The organism is Micromonospora sp. NPDC005324 (assembly GCF_040607155.1).
Classification (GTDB): domain Bacteria; phylum Actinomycetota; class Actinomycetes; order Mycobacteriales; family Micromonosporaceae; genus Micromonospora; species Micromonospora trifolii.
Window position 1 is genome coordinate 240,096 of record NZ_JBEXGE010000001.1, and the last position, 24,000, is coordinate 264,095.

Sequence of the window (24,000 nt, forward strand, 5' to 3'; positions counted from 1 at the left end):
CGCCGGCGGGCGTGCTCGAGCAGCTCGGCTTCCGCCCGGTGGACTCCTGGACCGACTGGCAGCTCACCCTCTGACCGCGGGCGGCTCACCCTCCTCCAGCCGCCGGGTCAGCTCGCGGACCGCGCTGTGGAAATCCTGGTCCGAGATGAAGTGGTGCCCACGCACGGGTGGCGGCACGGTGTCGGTCGGCCCGACAGCCAACCCGGCCGGGTCGCGCACCCGGCGGTCCACCTCGGCGGCCCGGCCGCCGAACCGGGCTGTGGGATGGCCGGGCCGGGCCACCGGATCACCGGCGAAGATCCAACCGCCGACCGGGTCGGTGTAGCGCCAGAGGTTGATCCACCGCCAGTCGAGTCGCTCGCCCACCTCCGACAGCACCGAGTCGTTGACGTAAGCCGGGAAGAAACGCCGGTACAGGTTGCCCAGCGGGCTCGCGTAGGTCAACAGCGCGATCCGCCGTTGGCACGCCGCCGGCAACTGGAGCACCGTGGCCACGGCCAGCACGCTGCCGTGACTCTGCCCGGAGAGGACCACCTGATCGCCGCTCGCTATGAGTTGCCCGATCCGGCGGGTCAGCTCGGGCACCGCCCGCTCCGCGTAGCAGGGCGGCGCGAGCGGGTGCGCTCCGCGTGGCCAGAACGTCGCCAGGTCCCAGAGCACTCCGATGGACCGGATGCCTGCCGACCGGTAGGCGAGCAGCCCGGCCGCCGCCAACACCAGGGCGAACACGCCGGTCAGCGCCCCGCCGAGGTCGGTCACGAAGATCACCGGCCGGGCCAGCGTCTGCCCGCCCAGGCGCAGCGCGAGCGCCCCCGGCCCCTGGTGCAGGACGGAGAGCCCGGCCGCGCCCAGGGTGAGCAGCGCCAACACCGCGTACGCGATCGGCAGCAGTGGGCCGAGCCGGTCCGCCAGGCGCGCCCTGACGATTGCGTCCCGCACCGCCTCGACGCGCTCCGGCGGCACCCGGGACGCCTCCGGGAAGTCCCGGTGGACCAGTTCCTCCGCCTGTCGACGGTGCCGGGTCCGTCGGATCCGCGCGCCCAGCACCGCCACCACCCACACGACGACGAGCGCCACCGAGAAGCCCAGGGCCGCCCAGCGGTACGCGACCGGCGGGGACAGCGGCGGCGCCCCCGGAGGCAGCGGTCGGGCCGGGGTGGGGCTGGAGCCGCGGTCCAGGTACTCGGCGACCGCGTAGGTGACGCCGGAGGAGAACGCCACAGCCAGTCCGATCGCCACCGATGCCAGCACCGGCGCGCCCAGGCAGGCGACGAAGGTCCGCCCGGTCCGCCGGTGGCGGCTGAGCACCAGCACCCCCAGCGCCAGCAGCAGCACCAACTGGGTGGCGAAGAGCCCGGCGACCAGCACGTCGTACCAGGGCAACGTGCCGGTGGCCGCCCACGGTGACCGGGGTGCGGACGCGTACGCCACTGTCAGCACCGTCAGCACCACGGCCGCACGGCGCGCCGCCTGGGTGGGAGAGCGGCCGTTGCCCGGGCCGCCGTGCCGCTCGATGGTCGGCCGGCAGAGCAGAACGGCGGTCCCGGCGAGCAGTGCCACGTTGACGCCGAGCAGCACGTAACCGGTCAGCGCGGCATCGTGACTGGCCAGCGGCAGCAGCAGCGTCGCGTTCAGGGTGCCGAGCGCCACCGCGACGTGCACCGACCGTAGCCGTCGCAGTAGCGCTCGGTTGTCCCAGAACGCAGGGGTGTCCAGGCGGTCCGCGCCCACGCCCTGCGGCGTCGCCGCGCTGTCCTCGGGAAGTTGCCAGGTACGCGCCCCGAGCCGCCAGATCAGTGCGATAGCCAGGATCGGCAGGATGGCGAGGATAGCCAGCCGCAACCCCGGCGTCACGCCGCCCAGCCAGGAGATCTCCCGGCGGTCCTCCAGGCATCGTGGGTACGCCGCACACTGCCAGGCGATCAGGTCCAGCGAGACGCCCACCGTCGAGAGGACGTACATGGCGGTCAACGAAGCCGCCAGCAGTCGACACACCGCCCGGCCGGCGGTACCCGAACGCCCGATGACCGGGAGCATCCAGATCACGATGTTGCTGAGCATGAACGGCAGCAGCAGGACCAGTGAGAAGGTCCGGGTCGCGGTGCCGCTGGTCAGACCGCTCCAGCGATACGCCTCCAGCGTCGCCCCGTCCGACTCGGCCGGGTCACCGAAACCAGGCCGGGGCCGGAAGAAGCCGGCGTCGTCGTCGCCCGCGACCCGGACCACCACCGGCCGATCGAGAATCGTCTCCGGACCCTTGTCGGCGACGCCGTGCACCCGGATCTCAGTGATCCCCACCCCGCGTCCCTCCCTGGCCCGAGGGCGGCGCTTACCCTTCCTCAACCGAACCAATCGCCAGCCGGCACCGGCCCTACTGCTCGCGGGCCTGGTTGTTGCATGATGGCGGGCATGACGGAGACCCCGCATCCCCTGTACGACAGGCACGCCGACACCCTCAACCGCGCGTTGACCGCGATCACGGAGCGGGGCTACTGGTCCGCCTATCCCGAATCCCCCAGCCCCCGGGTGTACGGCGAGACCGCCGCCGCCGACGGCAAGGCCGCCTTCGAGGCGTACCTCGGTGGTGACTTCCCGCTCGACCAGCCCGGCGCGGGCGTTCGGGTCGCCACCGAGACGAGCCCGTTCGGGGTGGAGCTGGCGGTGCGGTACCCGCACGCCGGCCCCGGCGAGCTGGTCGACGCCGCCTCCGCCGCGCTGCCGGCGTGGCGTGACGCCGGCCCGCAGGCCCGGGTGGGCGTCTGCCTGGAGATCCTCGACCGGCTGCACAAGCACATCTTCGAGCTGGCCAACGCGGTGCAGTTCACCAGCGGGCAGGCGTTCGTGATGGCCTTCCAGGCCGGTGGCGCGCACGCGCTGGACCGGGCGCTGGAAGCGCTGGCGTACGCGTACGCGGAGATGACCCGGCACCCGGGCACGGCGGGCTGGGAGAAGGCCGCCGGCAAGGGTGACCCGCTGCGGATGACCAAGACGTTCCACGTGGTGCCGCGTGGGGTGGCGCTGGTGATCGGCTGCAACACCTTCCCGACCTGGAACTCGTACCCCGGACTGTTCGCCTCGCTGGTCACCGGCAACCCGGTGATCGTCAAGCCGCACCCGCGCGCGGTGCTGCCACTGGCCATCACCGTGAAGTACGCCCGGGAGGTGCTCGCCGAGGCCGGGTTCGACCCGAACCTGATCATGCTGGCGGCCGAGGCGCCCGGTGAGAAGCTCGCCAGCGACCTGGCCCTGCACCGCGCCGTCCGGATCGTCGACTTCACCGGCTCCACGGAGTACGGCGACTGGCTGGAGACGCACGCGCGGCAGGCATCGGTCTACACCGAGAAGGCCGGCCTCAACACCGTCGTCATCGACTCCACCGACGACTTCGCCGGCATGTGCCGCAACCTCGGGTTCACGCTGACCCTCTACAGCGGGCAGATGTGCACCACCTCACAGAACATCCTCATCCCGGCCGGGGGCATCGAGACCGACCAGGGGCACAAGAGCTTCGACGAGGTGGCCGGCGGGATCGCCGCCGCCGTCGGCAAGCTCACCGCCGACCCGGCCCGAGGCGTGGAGCTGACCGGCGCCATCGTCAACGACGGGGTGCTGGAGCGGCTGGCCGAGGTGACCAAGGTCGGCGAGCCGGTGCTGGAGTCGCGGACCGTGGCCCACCCGTCGTACGCCGACGCTGTGGTGCGTACCCCGACGATCGTGAAGCTGACCGCTGACGACGCGGAGACGTACGGCCGGGAGTGGTTCGGGCCGATCTCGTTCGCCATCGCTACCGACTCCACCACGCACAGCCTGGAGCTGCTGCGCCGGACGGTCGGCGAGAAGGGCGCGCTCACCGCCGGGGTCTACTCGACCGACGAGGCCGTGCTGGACGCGACCGAGGCTGTCGCGGTCGAGGTCGGGGTGCACCTGTCCTGCAACCTCACCGGTGGTGTCTTCGTCAACCAGTCGGCGGCGTTCTCCGACTTCCACGGCAGTGGGGCCAACGCTGCTGCCAACTCGGCGCTGACCGACGGGGCTTACGTCGCCAACCGGTTCCGGATCGTGCAGTCGCGGCGTCATGTTTGATCTTTAGTTGCGGTGGGGGTTTCCGGGGCTGCCCCGGAAACCCGCCGTGGGCGCGACCGGCCGCGGCGGCGGGTGTTCGTGTGGGGGTGTGGGTCAGGCTGTTCTGCGCATCTGTAGTTCGTTGAGGGCGGGGATCGTGGGGTGGGGGACTCGCACCCCGGTGTCCTTGAAGCCCAGGCGCTGGTACGCGCGGTAGGCGCGGTCGTTGCCGACCACCACCTCCAGCAGCAGCTCCGGTCGGCCACAGGCCCGCGACCAGGCGGCCACCCCGTCGATCAGCTCGCCGAGCAGGCCACTGCCGCGCCAGGTCGGCGTGACGTACACGGCGTAGATCACGGTCAGCCCGGGTTCGTTCGGGTGGGTCGTGCCACCGGCGTGCCCCACCAGCCGGCCGCCCGGGTCGGCGATGAACTGCGCGTTACTGGCGCCGGCCGAGGTGTAGGCGACCCGGGCGGCGAACTCCTTGTGCGGTCGGGCCGCCGCGTCCGCCAGGGTCTCCAGGAAGGCCAACGGCGCGTCGGCAAGCATCTCCAGGCGCAGCGCCCGCATCCGGGCGGCGTCCTCCGGCCGGACCCGGCGGATCTCCGCGAGCCGCAGGGCCGGCGAGCCCATGTCGGTGGTCATGTCCGCATGCCTACCACAGGGGAGGGACGGCGTTTCGTGAGCTGGGCCCGATCCCGGTCACCTCGGGAGCACCCTGCGACCCTTCCTCCATTTCGCAATGACGCTGGCGAATCCGGTGGCTCGGAAACCCGGCCGGTCAGCGCGGCCGGGACGCCCGGAAGTGTGTCCGATTTGTGGCCGTGCGCCGCTGTCACTCCTCGTGTAGCGTGCGATTTCGGTCACCTACTCCAATGGCGGTCATCGATCGCTGAGTCGGTGGTCGGGGGCGTCCGGCCGTGCCGGGCGCCGAGTCAGGCAACGCCGCGCAGAGTGAGGGAAGTGCACCGTGGCACAGGGCTCCGTGAAGTGGTTCAACGCCGAAAAGGGCTACGGCTTCATCGCCGTGGACGGCGGTCAGGACGTTTTCGTCCACTTCTCCGCGATCGAGATGGACGGTTACAAGGCGTTGGACGACGGTCAGCGGGTCGAGTTCGAGATCGCCCAGGGCCAGAAGGGCCCGCAGGCAGAGCACGTACGCGTCATCGGCTGAGCCTCCTGGCCGATCGGCCCCGTGAGTCGGGGCTGCGGCCGGGGCGCGCAGCCGGGAAGATCGTGAACCGTTCCAGCCGATGCTGAGGAGCGTTCATGACCGACCAGCCACCCCCGCCCACTCCGTCCTCAGGGTCGGGGGAGCCGGACCCGTCCGACCCGTCCTCGTCCGCCGGCAGTCCCGGCCACGCCGGTCCGCCGCCCGGCTGGGGGCCGGGCATGCCCCCGGCTGGCCCGCACTCCGGCCCCGCTGGCCCTTCCGGTCCGGCGCCCGGCTGGGATCCCGGGCAGGATGCCTGGGGTGCGACCCCGCCGCCGCAGGGCTGGGCGTTCCCGCCCACCGGGGGTTACCCGCCCGGGTCGGGTCCGTACGGCGGGCAGCCGTGGTATCCGGGGGCACCGGCAGGCTGGTACCCGCCGGGTTACGGGTTCGACCCGAACGACGCCCTGGTCACGCCGCCCGGTGCCGGCATCGGCGGCTGGTTCGCCAGGTGTGGGGGAGCGCTGCGCCGGGGCTGGCGGCAGTTGGTGCCGATCATGCTGCTCACCCAGGTGCTGCCGGCGGCGGTGCTCTCGGTGATCTCCCTCGGGCTGGACCCGTCGGCGAAGTGGGCCGCCCAGGCCGAATCGACGTCGGCCCCCGCGCTGCCGGACAATTTCGCCGCCGAACTGCTGAGCCTCCTGGTCCTGCTGGTCGGCGGCAGCCTGGTGGTCGGGTTGGTGCAGTCTGTCGGCTGGGCCGCCGGCACCTGGGTGATCACCCGACAGGCGGCCGGTCAGCCGGCTGACCTGGAGTCCGCGCTGCGCTACGGCCTGCGTCGGGCGCTCGGGCTGTGGGGCTGGACCCTGTTGGTCAGTCTGCTGATCGGCGTCGGTGTCTGTTTCTGCGTGCTGCCGGGCATCTACCTGGCCTTCGCGCTGAGCATGGCCGGCCCGGTCTATCTCTTCGAACGCCACAACCCGATCGGTCGATCGTTCCGGATGTTCCATGACCGGCTCGGCCTGCTGCTCGGTCGGGTGGCCCTGGTGGCCGTGGCGGTGATCGTCGGCACCCTGATCCCCGGTGGCCTGGAAGGGATCGGCACCTCCGCGTTGGGAACTGATCCGTTCTCCTCGGCGGGTACCGCCGCCGGGACGGTGGTGGTGATCGGGATCACCGCACTGCTGGCACTGCCGGCCCACCTCGCTCAGATGATCGGTCTGCTGGTGACGTACGCCGAGCAGCGTGCCCATGAGGCGCCGGTGAACACCGCCGGACTGTCGGCGGAACTCGGCTGAGCGGCGGCATCGTGCTTGCACTCGGCAGGGGAGAGTGCTAAACAAGTCATTGGCACTCGCATACCGTGAGTGCCAGCGGTCGGGACGGTGGGGCCAGGTTGTGCCGGTGTGGAGACACCGGGGCAGCACATGGCCGGTCGTCGCGGGCTATCCGGCCCGGCCGTAGGACGTCGTCGTCGCCAGGTGGCGACGTCCCAAGGTGCGCACACCAGGCGGCCCATCCGGGGCACACATCTCGGGTGGCCCGTGAGTGTCCAGGAGGACAACGCCGTATGGCCAAGATGATCGCGTTCGACGAAGAGGCGCGCCGCGGCCTCGAGCGGGGCATGAACCAGCTCGCCGACGCCGTAAAGGTGACCCTCGGCCCCAAGGGCCGCAACGTCGTGCTCGAGAAGAAGTGGGGTGCCCCCACCATCACCAACGATGGTGTGAGCATCGCCAAGGAGATCGAGCTCGAGGACCCGTACGAGAAGATCGGCGCTGAGCTGGTCAAGGAGGTCGCCAAGAAGACCGACGACGTTGCCGGCGACGGCACGACGACGGCGACCGTCCTGGCCCAGGCCCTGGTTCGCGAGGGCCTGCGCAACGTGGCCGCCGGCGCCAACCCGATGGCCCTGAAGCGGGGCATCGAGGCTGCTGTCGCGAGCGTCTCGGAGGAGCTGTCCAAGCTCGCCAAGGACGTCGAGACCAAGGAGCAGATCGCCTCCACCGCCTCCATCTCCGCTGGCGACAGCACCGTCGGCGAGATCATCGCCGAGGCGATGGACAAGGTCGGCAAGGAAGGCGTCATCACCGTCGAGGAGAGCAACACCTTCGGGCTGGAGCTGGAGCTCACCGAGGGTATGCGCTTCGACAAGGGCTACATCTCGGCCTACTTCATGACCGACCCGGAGCGTATGGAGGCCGTCTTCGACGACCCGTACATCCTGATCGCCAACAGCAAGATCTCGTCGGTGAAGGACCTGCTCCCGATCCTGGAGAAGGTCATGCAGTCGGGCAAGTCGCTGCTGATCATCGCCGAGGACCTGGAGGGCGAGGCTCTCGCCACCCTGGTGGTCAACAAGGTCCGTGGCACCTTCAAGTCGGTCGCCGTCAAGGCGCCGGGCTTCGGTGACCGCCGCAAGGCCATGCTGACCGACATCGCCATCCTCGCCGGTGGCCAGGTCATCAGCGAGGAGGTCGGCCTCAAGCTCGATGCCGCCAGCCTCGAGATGCTGGGCCGCGCCCGCAAGGTCGTGGTGACCAAGGACGAGACCACCATCGTCGACGGTGCCGGTGACGCCGAGCAGATCCAGGGCCGGGTCAACCAGATCCGGGCCGAGATCGACAAGAGCGACTCCGACTACGACCGGGAGAAGCTGCAGGAGCGGCTGGCCAAGCTGGCCGGCGGCGTTGCGGTGATCAAGGTCGGCGCGGCCACCGAGGTCGAGCTCAAGGAGCGCAAGCACCGCATCGAGGACGCCGTTCGCAACGCGAAGGCCGCCGTCGAGGAGGGCATCGTCCCGGGTGGTGGCGTCGCGCTGGTGCAGGCCGGCAAGACCGCCTTCGACAAGCTCGACCTGGTCGGCGACGAGGCGACCGGTGCGAACATCGTCAAGGTCGCGCTGGACGCCCCGCTGCGGCAGATCGCCGTCAACGCCGGCCTCGAGGGCGGCGTCGTGGTGGAGAAGGTCCGTAACCTCGCAGCGGGTCACGGTCTCAACGCCGCCAACGGCGAGTACGTCGACCTGCTGGCCGCGGGCATCATCGACCCGGCCAAGGTCACGCGCTCGGCGCTGCAGAACGCCGCTTCCATCGCGGCGCTCTTCCTCACCACCGAGGCCGTTGTCGCGGACAAGCCGGAGAAGACCTCGGCTGCCCCGGCTGGCCCGGGTGGCGGGGACATGGACTTCTGAGTCCAGTTCCGACACCGAACGGGGCGGACCGCTGACGCGGTCCGCCCCGTTCGTCGTCAGGTCGGTAGTGGGCGCTGGTTGCGCCGCTTCTGTGCCCGGTTGTACGGCGGAAGCAGTTGGATCGGCGCGTCCACCATCTCCTGCGGCTCCTCGACCACCGACGGCTCACCGTCGGTGGTCATCTCGGCCAGTTGCTCGGCGTCGCCGTAGTCGAGCCGGTCGAGCGGCAGTTGACCGGGGAGTTCACCCACCGGTTTCCAGGTGATCGGCGTGCCGTCCTCGGTCTGGTTGTCATCCGTGGTCATGGCTGCCTCCTCTACCGAAACGGTAGGGGGCGGCGATGGCCGATGCGGGCGAATGGATCTATGTCCTGTTTGCCCCGGTTATGCCCTGGACAGGGTTCGCCGGTACAGGAAGAAGACCCGCTCGATCCACGCACCTGCGCTGCCCGAATAGAACGGCACCGGACCTACCCAGCCGATCTGTGCCCGGTCCAGCCCCGCCGCCCGCTGGTCGCGCAGGCAACGCCGCAACAGCACGCCACCAATGCCCGACCCCTCCGCGGCCGGCGCGGTGCCCATCGGCCCGAACCAACTCGGCCGGGACGACCCGTACGCGGCGAAGCCGAGCACCTCACCGTCCCGCTCTGCCAGGTGGCAACCGGCGTCGGCGCGCCCCACCGAACCGGCCAGCTCGCCCTCCCACGTCCCGCCGAAGGTGGACCGGGCGAACGCGGTCAGCGTCGGCAGGTCCGCCGGCTCCGCGCGGCGTACGGTGATGCCCTGGTCGGCCAGCCGCCGCTCGGTCGCCACGGTGGACCGCAGTGCGGGCGACCCGTCGTACGACAGGTCCGCGGTCATGTTCCAGGCGGTCCGGTCCTGCTGGTAGCCGAGCGCCAGGGCGGCGCAGACCGCCGGCGTGTAGCGGACGTCGATGCCCGGCCACGCGTAGTACGGCGGATTTCCGGCCAGCAGCACCTCGGTCGCCCCGCGCTCGGCTAGCACCCGCTCGGCCCGCTGGAGCAGCGCCCGGCCGACGCCCCGACGCCGCTGTTCCGCAAGGACCGCGACCAGGTCGACGTGCCCCATCTCCGGCTCGGTCGACGACACCGAACAGATCAGCACCCCCACCAGGTCCGCGCCCCGGTACGCGCCCAGCCCGACCACCGGCCGGTCGGCGGCGGCCCGGGTCCAGAGCACGTCCACGATGGCAGCCGCCTCGGCGGCGTCCTCGGGCAGGTCGAGAGCCTGCTGGCAGAGCTGTACGACGCTGGGGACCAGGTCGGCGGTCAGCTCGGTGACGGTGATCTCGGCGCCCATGGTCGCCGACCCTAGATCACCGGGTGTTGAGCCGCACCCCCGGCTCAACACTTCAGGAAGGAAACCTGCCTATTGCTGGGCGGCGCGAACCGCTGCGTAGGCGTCGACCTGCCCGGCGCCGGTGACGTTCGACGGAGCACCGCAGGCGTCGGAGGGGCTGTCGGAGCGGTAGGTGGGCGTCGCCGCAGTGGCGGTGTCCCGCAGGATCTGCCGTGTCCGGGTCACGTCGCCGACCAGCGCCGGGTTCGCCGACCACATCAGCGCGACCACCCCGGCCACCTGCGGGGTCGCCATCGACGTGCCGTCCAGCGCGGCGTACGTGCCGCCCGGCATGGCCGACACCACAGCCACCCCCGGTGCCAGCACGTCCGGTTTACCCGAGCCGCCCGGCACCGGCCCGCGCGAGGAGAACTCGGCGACCCGTCGCTGGGCGTCCACCGCGCCCACTGTCAGCACGTCCGGGTACGGGGCCGGCGGATCGTCGATCGACGCGCACCACGGGCCGGTGTTGCCGGCCGCGGCGACCACGAAGATCCCGGCGGCGTCCAGGGCGGCGGTGGCCGGCCGCAGGACGCGCTGGTCGCAACCCTCGATGGGCGGGCAGCCCCACGAGTTGGTCAGCACCTGCGGGGCGCGCTCCGGACGGCCGTCGGTGAACGGGTCGCCGCCGGCCGGGAAGGGCGCCAACATGAACTGGAGACAGTCCAGGTAGTGCGCGGGGCTGCCGAGGTTGCGGTCCAGGTTGACGCAGCCCACCCACTGCGCGTCCGGTGCCACCCCGATGCCGTCCCGCCCGACCGCGCTGCCCACCGTGTGGGTGCCGTGCCCGCCCTGGTCGGTCGGGCTCCGGGTTCCGTCCCACGGGTCGTACCAGGAGTCGTCCCCACCACGGAACCCGGCGCGCAGCGCCGGATGGCCGCCGTCCACCCCCGAGTCGGAGCTGCCGACCACGATGCCCGTGCCGGTGACCCCGAGTTGGGACCACACCCGGTCGGCGCCGATCTGGAGGATGTTCCACTGCGGGCCGGTGGGTTTGGGCGCGGTGCCCCGGCTCTGCCCGGCCGGGGCCGGCAGCGGGCGCAGGCGTTGGCTGACCAGCACCCGGGCCACCTCCGGTCGACTGGCGAGCCAGGCCCGCACCGCCGGGCCGCCGTCCACCTCGACCGCGTTGACCAGGTAGTACGACACCGGGTCGAGGCGCAGCCGGTTCAACCCCCGGAGCAGGTCGCCCTGGCTCTGCTCGGCGGTCGTCACCAGCCGCCGGTAGACCTCCGCCGCGCGGGCGTCGCGCCCGGCCCGACCCGGCGCGGCGGCCGGAAGATCGCTCAGGTCGGCCTGCGCGCGCAGCACCACGAACAGCCGCTCGCCGTACAGGCCCGGCTGGCCGGGGCCGAGGTCGACCACGCCGAACGCCACCAGCAGCACCACGGCCGCCACCACGGCGAACCGCCTGTTCGGGGTGCGTGCCGTCGACCGGGCGAGCAGCACCGCGTACCCGATGGCGACCAGGACCGCGACGGCGAGCCCGACGCCGGCGGCGGCCGCCACCCAGAACGGGATGTCCCGGGTGCCGACCAGCAGCAGGCTGATCTCTTCCGGGTCGGTGAAGGCCAGCGGGCCGAGCGCGGCCAGGCCCACGAGCCAGCCGGTCGCCGTTCGGCCGGCGCGGGTGGCCTCGGCCGGGTCGGCGGTGGCCGGGTCGGCGGTGGGCCGCCAGGTCGCAGCCCAGAGGGCGGCCAGCGCGAAACCCACCGGCGGCACTGTCAGCAGGGCGGGCAACTGCGCGCCGGACTGGCCGGTCCCGGCCGCGAGCAGCAGCAGCGCCACCCCGGCGACCAGACCGCCGACCAGCACCAGCCGAGCCGGCCGGGGCGGTCGCCCCACCGCGAACGGGGCCCAGAAGGGGGCGTCCAGCAGAGTCGCGGCCAGCACCCCGAGCGCGGCGGCCGCCAGCAGCGCGAGCGCGGTCTCCAGGAGACCGCCGAGCGCGCCCAGCCAGGCCCACGGCAGCAGCAGTGCCAACCCGGCGGCGACCGCGAGCAGCGGCACCGGGCCAGGTCGGCGCACGCGCCGTCCGACCGGCTCTTCGGTGGCTGCGGGCCGCGTGGCGTCGCCGTTCCCGGTGGCTGGGGCCCGCGTGGCGTCGTCGTCTCCGGTGACCTCGGGCCGCACGGCGTCGTCGTCTCCGGTGGGTGCCGGGCCGCCGACCGGGCCAACCAGCCCGGTGTACGCCCATCGGCGCGCCGACCAGCGCACGACGAGCGCGCCGAGCAACGCGGCGCCGGCCAGCGCGGCGAGGTACGCCTCATGGTGCACCGGCGGCACGACCCGCAGCAGTGTGAGCACGCCGAGCGCGAGTGCCCCGATCAACCAGGCCCGCCCGGTGGCCCGGACCGCGCCCGACCGGGGCAGGAGGGCCAGCAGCAGGGCGGGCGTGCCGGCCAGCACGACGGTGGCCAGGCCGAGCACCGGCCAGAGCCAGCCGAGGCGGTCCCGTCCGAAGCCCAGCAGCACCTGGTCGGTGAGCCAGCCACCGGTCTGGGTGCCCACGGTGATCGCAACCGTCCAGCAGCCGACCAGCACGGCCGCGACCACCGGCCACGGGGAACTGCGCTCGCTGAGGCCGGGGTGCGCAGGTTGACCTTGCATCCGAGAACCTTACGACTACGACGAAGGGTTTCGGCCCGACCGTCGGGTTCCGGGGCTTGCGCATCGCCGGCTCGGTGCGAAGAACCGCGCAGATCTTGGACAGTTTCCGTCAGGCGATGACGGAAACTGTCCAAGATCTCCGATCGGTCGGCCTGGATCGGGTGGCGAGACATGTCGTGCGCTGCGGAGCAGGTAGGCGCGGTGCGGGACGGGCGGCGAATGTCGAGACTGTGGCTCGGCGGTTACGGTGGACGGGTGCGCGACCCCAATGTCTCCCGATCCGTCGCCGGTCAGCTCTCACCGGTCCGCCGTGCGTCCGACCTGCGTCGACTGCGTGCCGAGCGCTTCGACGTGCTGGTCATCGGGGGCGGGGTGACCGGAGCCGGTGCCGCTCTGGACGCGGCGTCCCGGGGCCTGAAGGTGGCGCTGGTCGAGGCGCGTGACCTTGCCGCCGGGACCTCCAGCCGGTCCAGCAAACTCATCCACGGTGGCCTGCGCTACCTGGAGCAGTTGGAGTTCCACCTGGTCCACGAGGCGCTCACCGAGCGCGGCCTGCTGGCCACCCGGCTCGCGCCGCACCTGGTACGCCCGGTGCCGATCATGGTGCCGCTGCCGGCCGGGCGGGGTCTGCGGGACCTGCCGGCCCGGGTCTTCCGCCGCTCGTACTACGGCGCCGGAGTGGCCGCGTACGACGTCTTCGCCGGGGTCTTCGGCGGTGGCCGGGGCATGCCCCTGCACCGTCACCTGACCCGGGAGGGCGCCCGGCGGATCTTCCCGAGTCTGCGGGCCGACGCGCTGGCCGGGGCGATCCGTTACTACGACGGGCAGGTCGACGACGCCCGGCTGGTGGTCACCCTGGCCCGCACCGCGGCCAGCCTCGGTGCCACTGTGGTGAGCAGTGCCCGTGCCGTCGGGTTGATCCGGCAGGCGCGCGAGGTGACCGGCGTCCGCGTCCGGGACCTGGAGGCCCCGCCGGGCTCGCCGGACGCGGAGTTCGAGGTGCAGGCCCGCACCGTCATCGCCGCCACCGGCGTGTGGAGCGACGACATGTCCCGGATGCTCAACGACGTCGGCCTGCGGCCCGGCGTCCGGGTGCGCGCCTCCAAGGGGGTGCACCTGGTGGTGCCCCGCTCGGCGATCACCGGCGAGACGGGGCTCATCCTGCGTACGGCGAGTTCGGTGCTCTTCGTCATCCCGTGGGGTGGGCACTGGATCATCGGCACCACTGACACCGACTGGCGGCTGGACCGGTCCCACCCGGCCGCCTCGGCCCGCGACATCGACTACCTCCTACAGCAGGTCAACACCGTGCTGGAGCGGCCGCTGACCACCGCCGACATCGAGGGGGTGTACGCCGGGCTGCGGCCGCTGCTGGCCGGCGAGGCCGACTCGACCTCGAAGCTCTCCCGTGAGCACGCGGTCTTCGAGCCGATGCTCGGGCTGCTGCTGGTCGCCGGCGGCAAGTACACGACGTACCGGGTGATGGCGTCAGATGTGGTCGACCGGGCCGCTCGCCGGCTCGGTGGCGCCCGCTCGTCGCGTACCGCCGACCTGCCGCTGCTCGGCGCCGACGGGTACCCGGCGATGTGGCGGGACCGGGCCGATCTGGCGCGCCGGCACGGCGTGCCGGTGGGCGTGGTGGAGCACCTGCTGGAGCGGTACGGCACCCTCACCCTGGACCTGCTGGCGCTGGTCGACGCCGATCCTCTGCTGGCGTCTCCGCTGGCTGGTGCTCCGGAGTATCTGGCGGCGGAGGTCGTCTACGCGGCGCGGGCCGAGGGTGCGCTGCACCTGGAGGACGTGCTGACCCGGCGGACCCGGATCTCGTTCGAGACCAGCCACCGGGGGCTGGAGTCGGCGGAGCACACCGCCGAGTTGATGGGCGCGGTGCTCGGTTGGGACGCGGCGACCAGGGCACGCGAGGTCGAGCACTACCGGGTCCGGGTGGAGGCGGAGCGGCAGTCCCAGTTGATGCCGGACGACGCGGCGGCGGACGCGGCCCGGCTCGGCGCTCCGGACGTCCGGGGTTACGCGGCCGACCGGGGCGGCGATGACGAGCAGGCGGAGCTGCGCCCGTCCGCTCGATGACGAATTGCGACGTTACCAATGGGTAACCATCGATACCGGCCCGGATGGTGGTTTCGAACGCTACCTACGGTGGGGTAGGTTTCCGCGCGTGCTACCCCGCGCGCGACCTCGTCTGCTCTCACCCCTGCTCGCCGTCGCGCTCGTCGGCGCCCTGACCGGGTGCTCCCTCTTCGACGGAGACAAGCCGAGCACCCCGGCGGCGCAACCGACCGCCGGTACGGCGGGTGGCGGCTCGCAGCTGGAGATCCCCACCACTGTCGCCGCCGGTCAGGTCAGCCTGCTCCAGCGGCTCGGCGAAGACGGGCCGATGCGCACCCTGAGCGTCGAAGGGAACGGCGCGTGGCAGTGCGTCGACTGCGCCGGCGACGGCGTGACCTCCCGGGGCACCCTCGCACCGGAGCTGACCGAACGGCTCCAGGTGCTGCTCGCCAACCCGGCGCTCGCCGACGAGACCGACCAGGCCCGGCGGTACCGGACCACCTGCATCGACGCGCTGACGTCCAGCCTCATCACCTCGACCGGTCTGATCACCTCGCAGGACTGCCCAGGCGAGGAGCTCACGCCGGTCGCCGGGGAGATCCTGCTGCTGCTCACCCAGGCGACCCCGGCCGAGGTCAAGGGCTGACAAGCAGCCGGTCAGAGCACCTTGCCCGGGTTGAGCAGGCCGGCCGGGTCGAGCGCCGACTTGACCGCCTGATGCACCCGGACACCGACCGGCCCGATCTCCCGGGCCAGCCAGTCCCGCTTGAGCAGCCCCACCCCGTGCTCGCCGGTGCACGTGCCGCCCAGGTCCAGGCCGAGCCGCATGATCTCGTCGAAGGCCCGCCGGCCCCGCTCCACGCTCGCCGGGTCGGCCCGGTCGACCACGATGTTCGGGTGCATGTTGCCGTCCCCGGCGTGCCCGACCACGCCGATCGGCACCTCACACTGGGCCGCGATCCGGGCGACCCCGTCCAGGAGCGCCGCGAGCGCGCCGCGCGGCACCGCCACGTCGTCGATCACCAGACCGCCGTTGCCGCCCGGGTAGGCGTCCGCCGCGAACTTCTCCATGGCCGGGTGGGCCAGCCGGCGAGCCTGGAGCAGCGCCGCCGCCTCCACCGCGTCGGTGGCCGCGTAGACCTCGTCGGCGCCGACGGCCTCACAGACCTCGGCCAGCACGGCCAGGTCGTCCGCCGCCCGGGCGCCGGTGTCGGCGGCGGCCAGCAACAGGGCCTGCGCGTCGGTCCGCAACCCCATCGGCTGGTACGCCTCGATCGCCCGCAGGTGGGTCTGGTCCAGCATCTCCAGCAGGCTGGGGGTGAGCCCGCGAGCCGCGATCTCGGCCACCGCCGCGCCGGCCGTGGCGGTCGATCCGAAGACCGCCACCAGGGTCAGTGAGTCGGCCGGGGCGGGGCGCAGCGCCACTGTCACCTCGGTGATCACGCCGAGGGTGCCCTCCGAACCGACGAACAGTCGGGTCAGGTCGTACCCGGCCACCCCCTTGGCCGTACGCCGGCCGGTGCGCAGCACCTCGCCGGAGGCGAGCACCACCTCCAGGCCGAGCACGTACTCGGTGGTCACGCCGTACTTCACACAGCACATGCCGCCGGCGTTGGTGGCCACGTTGCCGCCGATGGTGGAGGACTCCCACGAGCCGGGGTCCGGCGGGTACCAGAGGCCCTGTCTGGCCACCGCCCCGGCCAGCGCCGCGTTGACCACGCCCGGCTGGACCACAGCGATCCGGCTCACCGGGTCGATCTCCCGGATCTCGTTCATCGCGACGGTGCTGAGCACCACGGCGCCGTCCACCGCGTTCGCCGCGCCGGCCAGCCCGGTCCGCGCGCCCTGCGGCACCACCGGTACGCCGTGCCGTGCCGCTGCCTGGATCACGGCGACCACCTGCTCGGTGTCGCGCGGGCGGGTCACCACCAGCGGGACGCCGGCCGCGCACAGGTCGGCCTCGTCCCGCTGGTGCATGCGCAGCAGGTCCGGGTCGGTGAGCACGGCGTCGTCACCGAGCGCGGCGCGCAGGTCGTCGAGGAGCGCGGTGGGGGCCATGCAGCCGAGGCTAGGTCGCCGACCGGCGATCATCAACATGATCGACTGGGCGGGATAACTTGGGCACCATGCTCTACCTGGACCGGCCGGCCTGGCCGTGGCGCGGTCGGCTCTGGTCGCACCTGATCAGTGACGTCTCGTACGCCGAACTGCACGCCTTCGCCGAGGCGCTCGGCGCGCCCCGGCGCGGCTTCGACCGGGACCACTACGACATCCCGGCCGACCGGTTCGCGGCGGCGGTGTGGCTCGGTGCCCAGGTGGTGCCGAGCCGGGAGCTGGTCCGGTTGCTCCGTGCCACCGGCCTGCGTCGGCCGAAGCACCTGGTCAGCCCGCGTTCTCCGGCTCCCCGGTGAGCGCGGCCAGCTCGCGGCGCACATTGTCCCGGGCGGGCTCTTCCCACCGGCTCGCCAGCGGTGGCGACCGGAACAGCGCGGGCAGCGCCAGCAGGCCGGTCAACACGGCGGCCCGCCCAGCCCGGAAGGCCGGCTCCGGCACATGGGCGTACTCCTGGCGGATCGCCGCCGCGTAGCGGTCGTAGCGGGCCGGCGGCGCGGCCAGCACGGCCAGGTCCGCATCACACAGCAACGCCCCGTCCCGGTCGCCCGGCGTCACCGTGTGCCCGGCGGTGAGCAGCACCAGCCGGCGCACCTCGGCCACAGTGGGCGCCGGCACCCCGAGCCCGGTGAGCACGCTCTCGGCCAGCGCGGCGCTGTCCCGTTCGTTGGCGTTGCCAGCGGCCCGCGGGTCGTAGACCGCGTCGTGGAACCAGGCCGCCAGCCGGACCACGTCGGCCCGAGCGGCCAGGTCGGCGTGCTGGTCCACCACATCGAGCACCGCCGTCAGATGGGCCAGCGTGTGATAGTGCCGGTGCGGCTCCCGCCAGCGGGCGATCACCTGTTCACCGGCCCCTGTCGTGTCCGGGTCGGGCCTCGCGCCGGCAGCTCGGGCCGCCGCCAGCCACCGGTTCCACAGATCAACCACCGCCCGAGTCTGCCGCATCTTCCCGCGACGCGCGGGAAGGGAGGGTTCAGCGGGCCCACCACGGGTAGTCGCGCCCATGGCCGTGGCCCGGGACAAGCGACAGCCGATGGTGCGACGTGCCGCGCTGCGCGACGGGTTGGTGGACATCGACGGCGCGCGGATCGCCGAGGCCACCGAACAACTGCGCCACCGTGGCCGGGCCACCCTGCACGACCGACTGCACCGGGTACGGATGGCCGGCGGACTCGCCGTGCAGGCCGGGCTGGCCGCCGGGCTCGCGTACCTGATCTCGCACAAGGTGCTCGGCAACCCGCAACCGGTCTTCGCGCCGATCTCCGCGGTCGGCACCCTGGCCGCGTCGGTCGGCCAGCGGTTCCGCCGGACCATCGAGTTGATCGTCGGTGTGGGAGTCGGGGTGTTCGTCGGCGACCTTCTGATCTACCTGCTCGGCACCGGGGCGTGGCAGCTCGGCCTGGTGGTCACCGTGGCGATCCTGCTCACCATCTTCGCCGGTGCGAGCGTGGCCATCGTCATCCAGGCGGCGGCCACTGCGGTGCTGATCGTGACGCTGAGCCCGTCGACGCAGAACCTGGAGATCCCCCGCTTCGTCGACGCGTTCCTCGGCGGTGGGATCGCGCTGCTGGTCACGGCGGTGCTGCTGCCGCTGAACCCACTTCGAGTGATCAACCGAGCGGCCCGACCCGCCCTGGACCTGCTCGCCGCCCAACTCGACGCCACCGCCGACGGGCTGCGCAACCAGGATCGGGCCACCATCCAGGGCGCACTGGAGAGGCTGCGCAACAACAAGGAGGAGTTGGCCACGTTGGGCGAGGCGATCGAGGGGGCCAAGGAGACCGCCACCCTCTCCCCGGCCCGCTGGCACCGCCGCGACGAACTGACCCACTACGCGCAGGCGGCCGACCCGATCGACAGGGCGATGCGCAACAGCGGCACGCTGATCCGCCGGTCCGTCACGCTGGTCGAGGACGAGGAACCGGTGCCCGACCCGATGCCGGACGCGATCGGCCACCTCGCCGAGTCGGTCCGGCTGCTCAAGCACGAGTTCGCCGCCGGCGAGGAGCCGGAGAAGGCCCGGGAGCGGTCGCTGCGGGCGGTCAGCGAGGCCGGCCGGGCGTACGGCGCCGGGGTGGGCTTCTCCGGCAGCGTGGTGGTCGCCCAGATCCGCACCACAGCTAGTGACCTGTTGGTCGCCTCCGGAATCGAGCAGGAGGAGGCGAACCGGTGGATACGCACCGCCTTCGGGGAGCAGGAGCGGCCGGTCGGTGAGCCCGCCGAGCCCGGCGAGACGCCGAAGCCACCCACCGCCCCGCCGGTCGGCTGAGCTGGGCCATCGCCGGCCGGGCCTCAGCCCAGCTCGGCCAGCGCCGCGAGCAGCCGGTCCACCTGAGCGGCCGTGCTGCCCAGCCCGATGCTGGCACGCAGCGCGGTGGGCGGCAGGTCCCGTCGGCCGGTACGCCCCGCCGCCTCGCTGAGCAGACGCCGGGCCAGCGGGTGGGCACAGAACAACCCGTCCCGTACGCCGATGTGGTGCTCGGCGGCCAGCCGCGCGGCCACCTCGGTGGAGTCCCAGCCGGCGACCACGAACGAGACGATGCCGACCCGGGGCGCGTCCGGGCCGAAGGTGCGCAGCTCGACGACGTGCCCCAGGGCGGCGAGGCCGGTGCGCAGCCGTGCCAGCAGGGCCTGCTCGTGGGCGGCCAGCGCGCCCTGGTCCGCGTCGTCCAGCGCCTTGCACACCGCTGCCAGCGCAACGGCGCCGAGCAGATTCGGGGTGCCGCCCTCGTGTCGGGCCGGGCCGGTCGCCCAGGTCACGTCGTGGGTGGCCGGCCCGACATGGCTGGTGGCCCCACCACCGGCCAGGTACGGCGGGGCAGCGTCCAGCCAGTCCGCCCGGCCGATCAGCACGCCCGCGCCGAACGGCGCGTACAGCTTGTGGCCGGACACGGCCAGGTAGTCGACGTCGAGCGTGAGCAGGTCGACCGGGGCGTGCGGGGCGAGCTGCGCGGCGTCGAGCACGATCCGGGCACCGTGCCGGTGGGCCACCCGCGCCAGTTCGGCGACCGGCCACCGCTCACCTGTCACGTTGCTCGCACCGGTCACCGCGACCAGCACCGGCAGCGCGGGGCTGCTGCCCCGGCGCAGCTCGGTGAGGGCGGCGGCGAGGTCGCGTACCGCCCCGGCGGGGTCGCTGGGCACCGGCAGCCGCACCGACCCGCGCGGCCAGGGCAGCAGGTTGGCATGGTGTTCGCCGGCGTTCGTGACCACAGTCGTGCCGGCCGGGACGGCCCGCGCCAGCAGGTTGAGCGCGTCGGTGGTGTTGCGGGTGAAGATCACATGATCGTCGGCGCGAGCGCCGAAGAAGTCGCCGATCGTCTGCCGGGCCTGCTCGTACGCGAGGGTGCAGCGCCGCGACAGCGCTCCCGCCCCGCGATGCACGCTGGCGTACCAGGGCAGCAGCTCGGCCACCGCGTCGGCGGCGGCCCGCGCGCACGGCGCACTGGCCGCGTAGTCCAGGTTGATCTCGCCAGGCACGCCGAGGACGTCGAGCGGCGCGGACGGCGCCGACGGCACTGTGGGCAGGCTGGGCAGCGAGGGGACGAGAGTGACGGACACGCCGGAACCTCCGGGGTCAGGGACCCCGGGTGCGACATCGGGACGGAGTCCGCGCTTGCCCAGCACACCGATCGGGCTGGGCCCGGTCATCACCCGGGGCACCCCACCGCGAACTCGACGAGGGTTGCCGGCCAGCAAGCCGGGGCTTGACGCTGGCGCTCGTGACCTGCCGGCAGCATAGCGGCTACCGATGCGGCCGAACCAGCCGGCGGCGGATGGCTACGCTGACCGCATGGCCGACACCCCGCCCGGTTCACCGCTGCCGCCGTCGCCCGCCGCCCCGCCTGCGCCCGCCGTCCCGCCCACGGGTGAGACGCCCCGGATGCCGCTGCGCCGACTGGGCTGGCGGCGGTTCCTGGCGCTGGCCGGGGTGGTGCTGTTGATCGCGGCGTGCGCCGTCTTCATGGTCTTCACGCTCGGCCAGTCGCTCGGTGTGCAGGCCCTGCTGATCGGGGTGGTGGCCGCCATCCTGCCGGTGCCGGTGCTGGTCGCCTGCTTCCTCTGGCTGGATCGGTACGAACCGGAGCCGCTGAAGTATCTGATCTTCTGCTTCGCCTGGGGGGCGTTCGTCTCCACGGCCGCCTCGCTCACTGTGAACGACTTCGCGGCCAACCGTTTCGCCGACTGGGGTCTGCCGTCCGCGTTGACCGGGGTGCTGGTGGCGCCGTTCATCGAAGAGCTGACCAAGGCGTTGGGCCCGATCCTGCTGCTGGTGTTCCGCCGCCGCGAGTGGTCCGGGATCACCGACGGCCTGGTCTACTGCGGGCTCAGCGCGGTCGGCTTCGCAATGGTGGAGAACATCCTCTACCTGGGCGGCTTGGGATACGCGTCCGGCGCTGACCGGTACGGCCCGGCCACCGGCATCCAGCAGGTCATCGCGATCTTCATCCTGCGGATCCTGTTGTTCGGGTTCGCCCATCCCCTTTTCACGGCGATGACCGGTGTGGGGCTGGGTATCGCCTCCCGGACGGCCGACCGGCGTATCCGGGTGCTCGCCCCGATCGCCGGCCTGCTGCTGGCGATGATGCTGCACGGCACGTGGAACCTGCTGCCCACGCTGACCCAGGCCACCGGCGAGGCCGTGATCATGCTGTACGGCTTCCTGGGCCTCATGGTGCCGGTCTTCTTCGGCACCGTGGGGCTGGCGCTGTGGTTGCGCGCCTGGGAGGGGCGGCTCACCGAGCGGGTCCTGCCCGACTACGTCCGCGCCGGCTGGCTCAGCCCGCCCGAGGTGGCCGCCCTGAGCAGTCTCGGCAGACGGCACGCCGCCCGCAGTTGGGCGCGGCGGGTGGCCGGTGACGCCGGGGTGCGGGCGATGCGGGGTTACCAGTCCGCCGCCACCCGGCTGGCCCTGCTGCGCGACGGGGCGCTGCGCGGCCTGGACCGCAAACCCGCCGACCAGGAGCGGACCGCCCGCGAGGAGCGGGAGCTGCTGGACGCGATCACCGAGTACCGGTCGTTCTTCGTGGGTCGGGACCCGCAGGCCCCGGCGGGGGTCTGGGACGGCAGCCGCTACCACCTGCGCTTCCCGGACGGCACGCAGCGCGCTGTGGACGCGCCGGACGAGCCGGTGGTGCCGATCCCTGTGGTGTTGGCTCCCGCCCCGGCTCCGGTGGGGTACGCCCCGCCCGGCTGGCAGGGCCTGCGCCCGGCGTCGCCCTGGCCGCCGACGCATCCCTGACAGCTGCGAGCTGGTCGGCAGTGCCGCTCAGGCCAGCAGCGAGGTGAGGAAGTCACCGAGGCCCTGGAACATCGCGATCAGCGCGGCCCCGATCCCTCGGAACATCTGCGCGGCGCCGTCCGGCCGAAAGGCCATGAAGTAGATCAGGAACGCGACACTGCCCCAGGTCAACAACTTCTTCACGAATACCGGCATCGTCCCTCCCCAGGGCCACGGTCGCCGGATGGCTTCCCGTCGTGCGGCTGGGCAAACGGTGCGCGGCGGGGCCTGGTGGCCGGGGGAGGTGCGTCAGAGGTAGAGGCCGGTCGAGTCGTTCTCGATGCGCTCGGCGGCCACGGCGTGCACGTCCCGCTCCCGCAGCAGCACGTAACCGCGGCCGTGCAGCTCGACCTCGGAGCGGTCGTCCGGGTCAAAGAGCACCCGGTCGCCGGAGACGATGGCGCGGACGTTCGGCCCCACCCCGACCGTGGTGGCCCAGGCGAGGCGCTTGCCGACCGCGGCGGTAGCCGGAATGACGATGCCGGCGGTGGAGCGGCGTTCGCCCTCGCTGCCCTCCATCCGCACCAGCACGCGGTCGTGCAGCAGGCGGATCGGCAGGCCGGCGTCGAGATCGTTGTCGACGGTCACGCCGCAGACGCTACCGTGTGGCCAACGGTGGCCTGCCGGTGGTTACGCCGGAGGTGGTCGGGGCATTGTGTGGCGGAACCGCCCTACGAAGTCGGGAACGGACGTATGCTGTCCGACCTGTCGCCGGTGGCGGGCCGGGTTTTCTGCCAGGAGGTGCGCTTGAGCCGCTTCGAGCGGGTACGCGGGCGGCTTCGCCGCGCCTACCAGTCACGACAGGAGTCGGCGCGCGCCGACGAGGGCACGTCGAGTGATGCGCTGAACGACGCGTCGGAGGCGGCCCGGGTGGCGTCGCCGGCTGCGCCGGGGCCGACCGCGCCACCCAGCGCCACGGTCTACGGCGCGGAACCGCCGGTGGACCTGCACAGCTCCACCACCAGCCGGGACGACGCCGACGTTCCGCACGGGCTCCGGATCGCCGCCGCGTGGTGTTGGCGACTGATCGTGATCGGCGTGGTGGCCTGGGCGCTGCTGCGGATCGTCGGCACGATCAAGATTGTCATCATCCCGCTGGCCATCGCGCTGCTGCTCTCCGCGCTGCTCGCCCCGGCGGTGGGCTGGCTGCTACGGGTCCGGTTCCCCCGGTCGCTGGCGACGGCTGTGGTGCTGGTCGGCGGCCTGGCCGCGGTGATCGGCACGCTGACGTTGGTGGTCAACGAGTTCATTCGCGGCGTACCGGAGCTGAGCGAGAAGTCGTCGGAGGGTGTCCGGCAGATCCAGAACTGGCTGAAGACGGGCCCGCTGCACCTCTCCGACACTCAGCTCGACCGCTACATCGACGAGGCGCAGGCCTGGATCAACGACAACACCTCGAAATTCACCAGCGGGGCGCTGAGCACCGCCGCGACGCTGGCCGAGGTGCTGACCGGCACGCTGCTGGTCCTGTTCGCGACGTTCTTCTTCCTGCGCGACGGCAACCGGATCTGGCGCTTCCTGGTCCGGCTGCTGCCGGTGGCCGCCCGCTGGAAGGTCGACGACGCCGGCCGCGCCTCCTGGCACACGCTCGGCGCCTACGTCCGCGCGACAGTGCTGGTCGCCTTCATCGACGCGGTCGGCATCGGCATCTTCCTTGTCGTCTTCGACATCCCGTTCGCCTTCCCGCTGGCCGCGCTGGTCTTCCTCGGCGCGTTCATCCCGATCGTCGGTGCGGCGCTCTCCGGCGGCGTGGCGGTGCTGGTGGCCCTCGTCGACAGCGGCCCGGTCACCGCGTTGATCATCCTCGGCGCGGTGATCGGCGTACAGCAGATCGAGGGGCACGTGCTCCAGCCGCTGATCATGGGCCGGGCGGTCGCCCTCCACCCGCTCGCGGTGATCATCGGTATCGCCGCCGGTGTCGTACTGGCCGGCATCACCGGCGCGCTGGTCTCCGTGCCGCTCATCGCGGTGCTGAACACAGCGGTCCGCCGGCTTGCCGCCCGTAGGGTCCCGGACACCCCGCCCGACGCCGTGGTCGTCGCCTCCCAGGCCCCCTAGCCCCGCGCGTCCCGCCCGCCAGATCACGCAGGATCAGGATCATGGAAAGAGTGGCCTCCCGCCAGCGGGAGACCACTCTTTCCTCGTTGTAGCGCGATCCTGAGCC

20 protein-coding genes and 1 riboswitch are annotated in these 24,000 nt (G+C 72.6%); of the genes, 10 read left to right on the top strand and 10 right to left on the bottom strand.

Annotated features, from left to right (window positions below):
• Positions 1-63: 63 nt before the first annotated feature.
• The gene (locus ABZS40_RS01200; protein ID WP_354940433.1) at positions 64-2,298 is read right to left on the bottom strand and encodes a hypothetical protein; all 2,235 of its coding nucleotides are present in this window, start codon (positions 2,296-2,298) and stop codon (positions 64-66) included.
• 111 nt (positions 2,299-2,409) lie between these two features.
• On the opposite strand from ABZS40_RS01200, the gene paaN reads away from it, so the two are divergent.
• Positions 2,410-4,083 (top strand): phenylacetic acid degradation protein PaaN, encoded by a 1,674-nt coding sequence (gene paaN / locus ABZS40_RS01205; RefSeq protein ID WP_354940436.1) that lies wholly within the window; start codon positions 2,410-2,412, stop codon positions 4,081-4,083.
• A 93-nt stretch (positions 4,084-4,176) separates the two neighbouring features.
• Here the strand turns inward: paaN and ABZS40_RS01210 are convergent, their stop codons facing one another.
• Complete coding sequence (locus ABZS40_RS01210) at positions 4,177-4,707, bottom strand: GNAT family N-acetyltransferase (protein ID WP_354940439.1); 531 nt, start codon at positions 4,705-4,707, stop codon at positions 4,177-4,179.
• Between the two features lie 325 nt (positions 4,708-5,032).
• On the opposite strand from ABZS40_RS01210, the gene ABZS40_RS01215 reads away from it, so the two are divergent.
• The 3 genes from ABZS40_RS01215 to groL all read left to right on the top strand — a co-directional run bounded on the left by ABZS40_RS01215 (position 5,033) and on the right by groL (position 8,408).
• Positions 5,033-5,236 carry a cold-shock protein gene (locus ABZS40_RS01215; protein ID WP_124815530.1) on the top strand — a complete coding sequence of 68 codons (204 nt, stop codon included), beginning with the start codon at positions 5,033-5,035 and terminating at the stop codon, positions 5,234-5,236.
• Positions 5,237-5,331: 95 nt separating this feature from the next.
• Positions 5,332-6,513 carry a hypothetical protein gene (locus ABZS40_RS01220; RefSeq protein ID WP_354940443.1) on the top strand — a complete coding sequence of 394 codons (1,182 nt, stop codon included), beginning with the start codon at positions 5,332-5,334 and terminating at the stop codon, positions 6,511-6,513.
• Between the two features lie 272 nt (positions 6,514-6,785).
• On the top strand, positions 6,786-8,408 hold the full coding sequence (gene groL, locus ABZS40_RS01225; protein ID WP_354940446.1) for a chaperonin GroEL: 1,623 nt from the start codon (positions 6,786-6,788) through the stop codon (positions 8,406-8,408).
• A 56-nt stretch (positions 8,409-8,464) separates the two neighbouring features.
• Here the strand turns inward: groL and ABZS40_RS01230 are convergent, their stop codons facing one another.
• The 3 genes from ABZS40_RS01230 to ABZS40_RS01240 form a co-directional block, all read right to left on the bottom strand.
• Entirely contained in the window at positions 8,465-8,713 is a 249-nt protein-coding gene (locus ABZS40_RS01230) for a hypothetical protein (RefSeq protein ID WP_354940449.1), read from the bottom strand.
• 78 nt (positions 8,714-8,791) lie between these two features.
• Entirely contained in the window at positions 8,792-9,727 is a 936-nt protein-coding gene (locus ABZS40_RS01235; RefSeq protein ID WP_354940452.1) for a GNAT family N-acetyltransferase, read from the bottom strand.
• 69 nt (positions 9,728-9,796) lie between these two features.
• Positions 9,797-12,376: a S8 family serine peptidase gene (locus ABZS40_RS01240; RefSeq protein ID WP_354940455.1), complete on the bottom strand. Its 2,580-nt coding sequence runs from the start codon at positions 12,374-12,376 to the stop codon at positions 9,797-9,799.
• Positions 12,377-12,595: 219 nt separating this feature from the next.
• Between ABZS40_RS01240 and ABZS40_RS01245 the strand changes: the two genes are divergently transcribed.
• Both ABZS40_RS01245 and ABZS40_RS01250 read left to right on the top strand, forming a co-directional pair.
• Positions 12,596-14,464, top strand: coding sequence for a glycerol-3-phosphate dehydrogenase/oxidase (locus ABZS40_RS01245; RefSeq protein ID WP_354940458.1), 1,869 nt, complete (start codon positions 12,596-12,598; stop codon positions 14,462-14,464).
• A gap of 88 nt (positions 14,465-14,552) precedes the next feature.
• Positions 14,553-15,089, top strand: coding sequence for a hypothetical protein (locus ABZS40_RS01250; protein WP_354940461.1), 537 nt, complete (start codon positions 14,553-14,555; stop codon positions 15,087-15,089).
• Between the two features lie 11 nt (positions 15,090-15,100).
• On the opposite strand, the gene ABZS40_RS01255 is transcribed toward ABZS40_RS01250, so the two are convergent.
• Positions 15,101-16,501: an FAD-linked oxidase C-terminal domain-containing protein gene (locus ABZS40_RS01255; protein ID WP_354940464.1), complete on the bottom strand. Its 1,401-nt coding sequence runs from the start codon at positions 16,499-16,501 to the stop codon at positions 15,101-15,103.
• 68 nt (positions 16,502-16,569) lie between these two features.
• Between ABZS40_RS01255 and ABZS40_RS01260 the strand changes: the two genes are divergently transcribed.
• On the top strand, positions 16,570-16,854 hold the full coding sequence (locus tag ABZS40_RS01260; RefSeq protein WP_354940467.1) for a DUF4031 domain-containing protein: 285 nt from the start codon (positions 16,570-16,572) through the stop codon (positions 16,852-16,854).
• On the opposite strand, the gene ABZS40_RS01265 is transcribed toward ABZS40_RS01260, so the two are convergent.
• Positions 16,826-17,500: a metal-dependent phosphohydrolase gene (locus ABZS40_RS01265; RefSeq protein ID WP_354940470.1), complete on the bottom strand. Its 675-nt coding sequence runs from the start codon at positions 17,498-17,500 to the stop codon at positions 16,826-16,828. The two genes, ABZS40_RS01260 and ABZS40_RS01265, sit on opposite strands and share 29 nt — an antisense overlap.
• An 88-nt stretch (positions 17,501-17,588) precedes the next feature.
• Here ABZS40_RS01265 and ABZS40_RS01270 point away from each other — a divergent pair, with 88 nt between their 5' ends.
• The gene (locus tag ABZS40_RS01270) at positions 17,589-18,824 is read left to right on the top strand and encodes an FUSC family protein (protein WP_354940473.1); all 1,236 of its coding nucleotides are present in this window, start codon (positions 17,589-17,591) and stop codon (positions 18,822-18,824) included.
• 23 nt (positions 18,825-18,847) lie between these two features.
• On the opposite strand, the gene ABZS40_RS01275 is transcribed toward ABZS40_RS01270, so the two are convergent.
• Positions 18,848-20,092 (bottom strand): aminotransferase class V-fold PLP-dependent enzyme, encoded by a 1,245-nt coding sequence (locus ABZS40_RS01275; RefSeq protein ID WP_354940856.1) that lies wholly within the window; start codon positions 20,090-20,092, stop codon positions 18,848-18,850.
• Positions 20,093-20,162: 70 nt separating this feature from the next.
• Positions 20,163-20,283: riboswitch (SAM riboswitch) on the bottom strand.
• A gap of 23 nt (positions 20,284-20,306) precedes the next feature.
• Between ABZS40_RS01275 and ABZS40_RS01280 the strand changes: the two genes are divergently transcribed.
• The gene (locus ABZS40_RS01280) at positions 20,307-21,797 is read left to right on the top strand and encodes a PrsW family intramembrane metalloprotease (RefSeq protein ID WP_354940476.1); all 1,491 of its coding nucleotides are present in this window, start codon (positions 20,307-20,309) and stop codon (positions 21,795-21,797) included.
• A 27-nt stretch (positions 21,798-21,824) separates the two neighbouring features.
• Here ABZS40_RS01280 and ABZS40_RS01285 read toward each other — a convergent pair whose 3' ends face one another.
• The gene (locus tag ABZS40_RS01285) at positions 21,825-21,992 is read right to left on the bottom strand and encodes a hypothetical protein (RefSeq protein ID WP_167362445.1); all 168 of its coding nucleotides are present in this window, start codon (positions 21,990-21,992) and stop codon (positions 21,825-21,827) included.
• A gap of 93 nt (positions 21,993-22,085) precedes the next feature.
• Positions 22,086-22,424 (bottom strand): co-chaperone GroES, encoded by a 339-nt coding sequence (locus tag ABZS40_RS01290; protein ID WP_354940480.1) that lies wholly within the window; start codon positions 22,422-22,424, stop codon positions 22,086-22,088.
• A gap of 105 nt (positions 22,425-22,529) precedes the next feature.
• On the opposite strand from ABZS40_RS01290, the gene ABZS40_RS01295 reads away from it, so the two are divergent.
• Positions 22,530-23,894 carry an AI-2E family transporter gene (locus tag ABZS40_RS01295; RefSeq protein ID WP_354940483.1) on the top strand — a complete coding sequence of 455 codons (1,365 nt, stop codon included), beginning with the start codon at positions 22,530-22,532 and terminating at the stop codon, positions 23,892-23,894.
• Positions 23,895-24,000: the final 106 nt, after the last annotated feature.

Bases quoted from the DNA above. Each gene is read 5' to 3' on its own strand.
- paaN (WP_354940436.1), top strand. From the start codon at position 2,410: ATGACGGAGACCCCGCATCCCCTGTACGACAGGCACGCCGACACCCTC.
- ABZS40_RS01210 (WP_354940439.1), bottom strand. From the start codon at position 4,707: ATGACCACCGACATGGGCTCGCCGGCCCTGCGGCTCGCGGAGATCCGC.
- ABZS40_RS01220 (WP_354940443.1), top strand. From the start codon at position 5,332: ATGACCGACCAGCCACCCCCGCCCACTCCGTCCTCAGGGTCGGGGGAG.
- groL (WP_354940446.1), top strand. From the start codon at position 6,786: ATGGCCAAGATGATCGCGTTCGACGAAGAGGCGCGCCGCGGCCTCGAG.
- ABZS40_RS01230 (WP_354940449.1), bottom strand. From the start codon at position 8,713: ATGACCACGGATGACAACCAGACCGAGGACGGCACGCCGATCACCTGG.
- ABZS40_RS01235 (WP_354940452.1), bottom strand. From the start codon at position 9,727: ATGGGCGCCGAGATCACCGTCACCGAGCTGACCGCCGACCTGGTCCCC.
- ABZS40_RS01240 (WP_354940455.1), bottom strand. From the start codon at position 12,376: ATGCAAGGTCAACCTGCGCACCCCGGCCTCAGCGAGCGCAGTTCCCCG.
- ABZS40_RS01245 (WP_354940458.1), top strand. From the start codon at position 12,596: ATGTCGAGACTGTGGCTCGGCGGTTACGGTGGACGGGTGCGCGACCCC.
- ABZS40_RS01255 (WP_354940464.1), bottom strand. From the start codon at position 16,501: ATGGCCCCCACCGCGCTCCTCGACGACCTGCGCGCCGCGCTCGGTGAC.
- ABZS40_RS01260 (WP_354940467.1), top strand. From the start codon at position 16,570: ATGCTCTACCTGGACCGGCCGGCCTGGCCGTGGCGCGGTCGGCTCTGG.
- ABZS40_RS01265 (WP_354940470.1), bottom strand. From the start codon at position 17,500: ATGCGGCAGACTCGGGCGGTGGTTGATCTGTGGAACCGGTGGCTGGCG.
- ABZS40_RS01270 (WP_354940473.1), top strand. From the start codon at position 17,589: ATGGTGCGACGTGCCGCGCTGCGCGACGGGTTGGTGGACATCGACGGC.
- ABZS40_RS01280 (WP_354940476.1), top strand. From the start codon at position 20,307: ATGCGGCCGAACCAGCCGGCGGCGGATGGCTACGCTGACCGCATGGCC.
- ABZS40_RS01285 (WP_167362445.1), bottom strand. From the start codon at position 21,992: ATGCCGGTATTCGTGAAGAAGTTGTTGACCTGGGGCAGTGTCGCGTTC.
- ABZS40_RS01295 (WP_354940483.1), top strand. From the start codon at position 22,530: ATGCTGTCCGACCTGTCGCCGGTGGCGGGCCGGGTTTTCTGCCAGGAG.